The sequence below is a fragment of the Stutzerimonas chloritidismutans AW-1 genome, assembly GCF_000495915.1.
Classification (GTDB): Bacteria; Pseudomonadota; Gammaproteobacteria; order Pseudomonadales; family Pseudomonadaceae; genus Stutzerimonas; species Stutzerimonas chloritidismutans.
The window spans coordinates 20,559-27,425 of the sequence record NZ_AOFQ01000038.1 but is presented as its reverse complement, the minus strand read 5'-3'; the positions used below and the strand labels follow the sequence as shown (position 1 = coordinate 27,425).

Genomic DNA, 6,867 nt, shown 5'->3' with positions numbered 1-6,867 from the left:
CCATTTATGCGGCGCGTTGAGGATGGGCGAGGTTTTTCCCTGCCGTATCCGCCACCGATCCTCAGCACTCAAGTCACGCGCCTGCCGTTCGATTTCATAGAGGCCGGCGATCGAGTGCAGCGCCTGCTCGGCCAACTGGCTTTTGTTAGCTACGTGCAGGTCGAAGAACTTGCGCCGGGCGTGGGCCATGCAGCCGATTTCGGTGATGCCTTGCTCGAAGCTGGCCTTGTAGCCCGCAAAATCATCACAGACCAGCTTGCCGCCCCAGGAGCCGAGGAAGTTACGTGCGTGTTCGCCAGCGCGGCTCGGGCTGAAGTCGTAGACCACCGCCTTCAGGTCGGCGAAGGGCGTGGTGCAGTAAGCCCAAACGTAAGCCCGATGGGTTTTCTTCTCGCCTGGGGCCAGCATCTGCACCGGGGTTTCGTCGGCGTGAATCACACCTTGCGCCAGTACCGCTTCGCGCAAGGCGTCGACCAGCGGCTGGAGCTGCACGCCGGTTTGTCCGACCCACTGTGCCAATGTCGAGCGCGCGATAGGTAGACCCGCACGGCCAAAGATCTTCTCTTGCCGGTACAGCGGCAGATGGTCGGCGTATTTGGCCACCATGACATGAGCCAGCAGGCCGGCAGTGGGGATGCCCTTGTCGATCACCTGAGCTGGCACCGGTGCCTGGATCAGCGTCTCACACTGGTCGCAGACCCACTTGCCACGGATGTGCCGTTCCACCGTGAAGGTGCCCGGCGTGTAGTCGAGCTTTTCGCTGACGTCCTCGCCGATCCGCTTGAGCTGGCAGCCGCAGGCACACTGGGTGTTGTCCGGCTCGTGATGGATCAGGGTGCGCGGAAACTGGGCCGGTAGCGGCGCACGCTTGGGCTGCTGGCGGGGTTCGCCCTGGGCCGCTGGGGGATTTACGGCTTTCAGTTCTGCCTCGATAGCGGCGATATCGGTGTCGAGCAGTTCATCAAGCAGGCTGATCTGATCGGGGCTCAGTTGCTCACTTCGCTTGGCGAACTTGTGACGCTTGAGGATCGCGATCTCGTGGGCCAACTGCTCGTTGCGGGTCTTGTGGAAGTGAACCTGCTGGCTGAGACCGGATACCTGCTGATCAAGGTGGACGACACGCTCGGCCAACTGCGCGGCCAGTTCGCGCAGTTGCTCGGGGGTCAGATGGTCGAAGGTCGTCGAGGGCATGTGGCCGATTGTGACGGCCCCGTCCTTACCTGACGATAAGGCGTTCGGTGAATTGCCGCGCAGCGATGGTTGATAGCCGATGCGGGTGTTACAGCAGGCTGATCGCGGCGTCCTGCCCCAGCCGTTTCCAAGGCAGGCCGACCACCAGCGCTTGCAACTGCTCGGGGTTCAGCTCGCGCTGCGTGCCCTGCTCGCGACCGGGCCAAACGAAGCCGCCCTCGTTAAGGCGGCGGGCCGCGAGCCAGACACCGAAGCCGTCGTGCACCAGCACTTTCATCCGGTTAGCGCGCTTGTTGGTGAACAGGTAAGCCGTGTGCGGCTGCGCCGCACCGAACACCTGAACAACCCGCGCCAGGGCTGTTTCAGTGCCGGCGCGCATGTCCAGTGGCTCGGTGGCCAGCCAGATGCGTTCGATGCGGATCATGCGAGCAGCCCGCGAAGCAAACGTGCACAGCCCTCGCCGTCCTCCACCGGCCAGTGCACCGACAGACTGCCGGCGTGGTAGGGAATTTCGATTCGTATCGTCAGCTCCTCGGAGCCGGTACGCCCGGCAGGCAGAAAGCCGAGCGGCACCGGGACAAAGCGTGCAGACACGACCGGTAGCGGCTCGCGCTGCTTGCGAATCCATTTATGCACCAGGTTGGCATTGAGCCCGTGACTGAGCGCCACGCCGGCGACGGAAGCCCCGGACTGGGCGCACTCTTCGATGACTTGGGCCTTGAAAGCCTTGGGGAATGTACGGCGCTGTCGAGACACGAAACCCTCCAGAAAGTGGCTTGAAATGGTGTCCACCAAAAATAGGTGGACACCATGCCGTTATCGGGAAGAAGCGGGGAGATGGGTTCGGCGGACGGTTACACAAGTCCTGCCAGGAAAGAGGGCTTTTCCTCACTGTGGTTTGGGAAATTGGCATCATGTTCCCCATATTCAACCCGATGGGGGCCCATTGGATAACGCGTAAAAAACTCGCTCATATCCCCGAGTTAACAGCGCCTGAAGTGATTGAGTGGTCCAAACCGCTACCCCGCGAGCAATGGGCCAAGCGCTCGCCTGAGTTGGAGCAAGCCATCGCAGAGCGAGAGGCGGCGCTGGCCACTGCATGACCACGCCCTCGCCAGTAACAGCGATAGGGGCTGCTCACGAGACCTCTTGATAACGCCAACATCGAGCCCGCCGCCCAGGGTCTTTCAATACCAGCTGCGCAAGAACGATGTCTCTATCGATATCGGGAGAAATGCATAACTCAGGGCGTCGCTCACAGCGATGGGCCCTGTCAAGGCAACTCCAACCCACCCCCAGCCTTGTGCAACCCGCGCAGATGCTCGCCGATCTGCGCCAGGTTCACTTCGATCGCTTCGAGTTCCTCCCGCCGCTCGTCCCCCAGCAGCACCCGGACTTCCTGGTCCAGCTCTTCGCTCAGCTGATTCAGGCGTAGTTGGCGCTGTTCGCTCTCGCGTTCGAGGCGGGTCCATTCGCTGGGTTGTGGCAGGCCGTAGCCTTGGCCGTCGAGCAGTTCGGCGGGGCGGCTGAGGTAGCCGCTGTTGGCGAGGATTTCCTGCAGGGCGCCGTCGGCTTTGTTCAGGCTGGCGTCGCGCCCGCGGCCGCCGAGGTAGCGGTTCTTCAGTTCGTCCTGGGCGAGCAGTAGCTGACGGCGCAGCGCGGCCTGTTCGACTAGCAGCAGGGCGGCGGAGGCGCGTAGATCGGCGCGGTCGATCCATTGCTGACGGTCGGCGGCGCTGAGCTCCAGCCACTGTTCGACGCTGTCCTGCGGTAGACCGAGGCGCTCCTTGAGGATGGTGAACATGGCCTGGTAGCGGTTGCGATAGGAATCGAAACGATAGCCCAGGCGCAGCGCCTCGCGGGGGTCGTCGAGCACGCTGGCGTCGGCCAGGTCGCGGTGGATCAGCACCTCCAGCAGCCCGTTGGGCATGATGCTGTCCAGGGCTACGAGTTCGTCGCGTGTGGTTCCGCTGCGCAGCAGCTTGAGGGTTTCCACCGCGCAGTTGTTGGACAGGAAGTAGTAGTCGCCGTCGTAGCTCCAGTGCAGCTCGGCGCTACGCTCGACCAGTGCGCGAATCTCTTCGTGCTGCAGCTTCAACGGCACCGAGGCCAGCCCGCGCAGCTCCACCTTGGTGTATTCGTCGATCACCTGGCCCAGAGGCAGGATGAACAACCGCGAGGGATAGACGCCGGTGAGGCCGTCCCAGCTGGACAGCTGCACATCGTCGACGAAGGCGCGGAAGGACAGCACCAGGTGGTGATCCAGATCCAGCCGGCAAGCGGGACCGGGCTCGCGGCCGGGCGCGCAGATCACCAGGCGCAGCATGCTGTGGCCCCAGCGGCTGACCCAGGCCTCGTTGGCTTCGGCGAACAGATAGTCGACCTCGTAGACGCGCGACGGATCGAGGCTCAGCAGTGGCGTGCGGCCGAACTCGCGGCCCGCGTTCAGAAATGGGTAGTCATCGGCGCAACCGGCAGCGTTTGCTGGCGCCCAACCGAAGTGTTCACGCAGGTAACGGTGCAGCGAAGGGCGACGGCAGGCGTAGCTGGGGTCGAGCAGGAAGTATTCGAGGTTCACCGCGACGAATTCCAGCGGGCTGGTCAGCTCGTACGGATCGGGACTGCGCGCCAGCTGCGCGTTGTCGTGTTCACGCAGGCCGCGCTTGCCGACCCGTTGCGGCCAGCCGGCCAGGTCGAGCAGGCGCGGGTCATCGCTGAGGGTGAAGCGGCGGTCGGTCTGCCCGCGGCAGTCGTCCGGCAGGCCGACCTGCCCGAGATTGCTGGCGCGCTGACGGCAATGGCCCTGCAGCAGGTGTTGATCCGGCGACCACAGGCGCGCGCGATCGTACAGATGCGCCACTTCATGAATGACGGTGGCGAGCAGCTCGCGGCGTACCGTGCCGTGGGGTCGATTGGTCTTTTCCTCGGCAGCGCTGCCGTTGGTGAGCGCCGGCAGCAGGCGGCGGTTGAGTTCCAGGCGATTGCCACCGGCGCGGCCATAGGCCTGTTCCGGCAGATCATCGCGCCACTGCACGCGCACCTCGCGATCGAGGCTCTGCACCAGGCGGGGTGGGAGTGCGGCCATGGCTTCGTCCAGCAGCGCCTGGCTGGCGGCGCGTTGCTCGGCGTCCAGTGTGCGTGAGTCGAGAACCAGGCGCAGGTTGGCCTGGGCTACACCTGCAGCAAGGCTCAGGCAGCCTGCCAGCAGCCAGGCGCCGAGGCGTATCACAGGGCGAGGATGGCTTCGGCCAGTTGCAGGTCGCTGGCATTGCGCGCTGCAGGGAGTTCGCTGCGCAGGGTGCCTATCGCGGCTTCCAGATGCGCACCGCGGATCTCGCCGGCGCTGGCGACGAAGCTGGCGGCGTCTTCACGTGCTTCGACGACGACCTTCATGTCACTGATGCGGCTGGTCACATCGGAGGTGAAATTGATGCTGCGGTCCAGGGCACGCACGACGATGTTGCTGGTGGCAACGAGGGTCTGCGCCTGGGCTGTGCCCGCGGCGACGGCCAGCGCCAGCGGGGCGGCGAGCAATAGCTTATTCATCGATGAATCTCTCACGGGTCGGGGCACCGGCAGGCGGTGCGGTTATTGGACGAGGATCGCTTCGGCCAGTTCCAGGTCGCTGGCGGCAAGCTCCGGGTGTTCCTGGCGCAGCCGCGCCATGGCCGCTTGCAGGCGAGCCGCGGTGAGCTGGCCTTCGCTGGCGACGAAGCCTGCCGCGTCTTCGCGGGCCTCGGCGATCAGCTTGTTGTCGAAGGGAGCACTGGTCAGCTGGCTGCTGACGTAGCTGGTCTGCACGACACCAGCGGTGGTGACATCGAAAGCCTGGGCGGCGCCAGCTGTGAGGCCGAGAAATAAGAGAACGATTGAATACGAACGCATGCGGAACCTGTTGCCGGGAAAAACGGCGCCAAGGCTAGCGAAACGCCGGCTGTAGAGCCAGCACTCGGTTGCTTCCGCAGGTTGCAGCAGCGCTCATGCGCTGCTGAACGCATCAGAGCGCCAGAATCGCCTGAGCCAGTTGCAGATCGCTGGCGCCCAGTTCTGGCTGCTGGCTACGAATGTGGCGCAGCGCCGCTTCGAGGTGGGCGCCGCGCAGATCGCCCTGGCTGGCAACGAAACGCGCCGCATCGTCGCGAGCATCGAGCACCAGTTTGTCGTCGCGCAGCGACGAGGTCAGGTCCGAGGTTGCGTCCACGGTATTGATCAGGCCGCCGACCACCATGTCGGTGGTAGCGGTGAAGCTGGCAGCGGACGCGCCGCCGCTCAGCAGCAAGCCGGCAGCGAAGAAGGGGAGCAGGATTCGGGACATGGCAGATCTCCAGTGGTGAGGCTCTAGACCGCGCCATGGGTGCGACGTTCCCGTTTCTGCGGCCTTGCAGCACGCAGCATAGGCTCGAATCGGTGGGCGCGGAATGCCTCAGCGCCAGAACGGCTTGTCCAGTTCGCTGACACGCTCGCTGTGGCTGATGCCGATATCGGCCAGTTGGCGGTCATCGAGCTGCGCCAGTTGCTGGCGCGTACGGTAGTTGCGTTGCCAGCGCTGCAATACTTGCAGCAGCTGTAGCCAGTTGCGGCGGACGCGGGTGGCGACATACGGACGAGACAGCGTGCGATCCATGCTGCGCTCCTTCCCGGTGTGACCGGGTACGGGTTATGGGAGAACAGGATCGCGCGCGTCAGCCAAGTGCAACAGCCACAGGGATTCTCGATTGTGCCGGTGCAGTCCCAGAAATGGATGCAACTGTATTGGTCGCGAACGCGCCAACTGTTTTCGCTGCGCTGCTTATCGGTCCGGTGTGCGTGCCAGAGCGCCTGGTGTGGTGCCGAACTGTTGACCGAACGCGGCGATAAACGCCGAGGTGGATTCGTAGCCGCAGGCCAGCGCGACATCGGTAACCGGCTGGCCCTGCTCCAGCAGAGGGAGCGCGCTGAGCAGGCGCAGACGCTGGCGCCAGGCGCGGAAGCTGAGGCCGGTGTCACGCTGGAACTGGCGGGTCAGGGTTTTCTCCGAGACCTGCAGGCGCTCGCTCCATTGCTTCAGGCTGAGTGAAAGATCGGGCTGCTCATAGAGCGCTTCGCACAGCTGACGAAGCCGGGCATCCCCGGGCCAGGGCAGGGAATAGCCGATTGCCGGCGCCGCCCGCAGCTGGTCCAGCAGCACCGCTGCCAGACGGCCGTCGGCACCTTGCTCGTCGTACTCCGCTGGCAGCGCGCCAAAGGCGCGGATCAGCTCGCGCAGAAGCGGGCTGACCGCGAGCACCTGGCAATGCTCGGGCGCCCAGGCCACGGCGCGCTGGTCGATGTACAGGCTGCGCATCTCGGTATGCGGCGAGCTGATCACCTCGTGCAGCAGGCCCGGCGGAATCAGGATGGCGCGCTGCGGCGGAGCGAGAAAGCGCCCGCGCTCGGTATGCACGCGCAACACACCGCTGATGGCGTAGGACAGCTGTGCCCAGGGATGGCTGTGGCGTGGCGTGGTGGTTCGTTCAGCCAGGGATTCGCTGCGGGCGAAGAGCGGGCGCGGCAGTGCATCCATGGCTGGGATGCTGCGTTGCACAAGGCTGCTTTGTCCTTTTCTCGACATTTGTCTGGCTTATGGCGTTAGTCGGATATGCAGCGCGACAGTAGACTCGCTGGCAACCTGCCGCAAGCCACACAATCAGGAGCGCC

Annotated in this window: 9 protein-coding genes; all 9 read right to left on the bottom strand. The window is 64.6% G+C overall.

Annotated elements, in window-relative coordinates:
- On the bottom strand, positions 1–1,191 hold a 1,191-nt coding region (gene tnpC, locus F753_RS37765), incomplete at its 3' end, for an IS66 family transposase (RefSeq protein ID WP_023445588.1).
- A gap of 88 nt (positions 1,192–1,279) precedes the next feature.
- A complete protein-coding gene (gene tnpB / locus F753_RS37760; RefSeq protein WP_023443792.1) occupies positions 1,280–1,615 on the bottom strand; it encodes an IS66 family insertion sequence element accessory protein TnpB in 336 nt (111 codons plus the stop codon).
- A complete protein-coding gene (tnpA, locus tag F753_RS37755) occupies positions 1,612–1,947 on the bottom strand; it encodes an IS66-like element accessory protein TnpA (protein WP_023443793.1) in 336 nt (111 codons plus the stop codon). Before tnpA ends, tnpB begins: the two co-directional genes overlap by 4 nt.
- A 517-nt stretch (positions 1,948–2,464) precedes the next feature.
- Positions 2,465–4,420 (bottom strand): DUF7844 domain-containing protein, encoded by a 1,956-nt coding sequence (locus F753_RS37745; RefSeq protein WP_023445586.1) that lies wholly within the window; start codon positions 4,418–4,420, stop codon positions 2,465–2,467.
- A complete protein-coding gene (locus tag F753_RS37740; RefSeq protein ID WP_014822100.1) occupies positions 4,417–4,737 on the bottom strand; it encodes a DUF2388 domain-containing protein in 321 nt (106 codons plus the stop codon). The genes F753_RS37745 and F753_RS37740 overlap by 4 nt, the downstream gene beginning before the upstream one ends.
- Positions 4,738–4,779: 42 nt before the next feature.
- Positions 4,780–5,076: a DUF2388 domain-containing protein gene (locus F753_RS37735; RefSeq protein WP_023445584.1), complete on the bottom strand. Its 297-nt coding sequence runs from the start codon at positions 5,074–5,076 to the stop codon at positions 4,780–4,782.
- 112 nt (positions 5,077–5,188) lie between these two features.
- The gene (locus F753_RS37730) at positions 5,189–5,506 is read right to left on the bottom strand and encodes a DUF2388 domain-containing protein (protein ID WP_023445583.1); all 318 of its coding nucleotides are present in this window, start codon (positions 5,504–5,506) and stop codon (positions 5,189–5,191) included.
- Positions 5,507–5,614: 108 nt separating this feature from the next.
- Positions 5,615–5,815 carry a DUF1127 domain-containing protein gene (locus F753_RS37725; protein ID WP_023445582.1) on the bottom strand — a complete coding sequence of 67 codons (201 nt, stop codon included), beginning with the start codon at positions 5,813–5,815 and terminating at the stop codon, positions 5,615–5,617.
- A 165-nt stretch (positions 5,816–5,980) separates the two neighbouring features.
- Entirely contained in the window at positions 5,981–6,781 is an 801-nt protein-coding gene (locus F753_RS37720) for an AraC family transcriptional regulator (protein WP_167332068.1), read from the bottom strand.
- Positions 6,782–6,867 lie beyond the last annotated feature (86 nt).

Coding starts and splice junctions, on each gene's coding strand:
- tnpB (WP_023443792.1), bottom strand. CDS start 1,615: ATGATCCGCATCGAACGCATCTGGCTGGCCACCGAGCCACTGGACATG.
- F753_RS37740 (WP_014822100.1), bottom strand. CDS start 4,737: ATGAATAAGCTATTGCTCGCCGCCCCGCTGGCGCTGGCCGTCGCCGCG.
- F753_RS37735 (WP_023445584.1), bottom strand. CDS start 5,076: ATGCGTTCGTATTCAATCGTTCTCTTATTTCTCGGCCTCACAGCTGGC.
- F753_RS37730 (WP_023445583.1), bottom strand. CDS start 5,506: ATGTCCCGAATCCTGCTCCCCTTCTTCGCTGCCGGCTTGCTGCTGAGC.
- F753_RS37725 (WP_023445582.1), bottom strand. CDS start 5,815: ATGGATCGCACGCTGTCTCGTCCGTATGTCGCCACCCGCGTCCGCCGC.
- F753_RS37720 (WP_167332068.1), bottom strand. CDS start 6,781: ATGTCGAGAAAAGGACAAAGCAGCCTTGTGCAACGCAGCATCCCAGCC.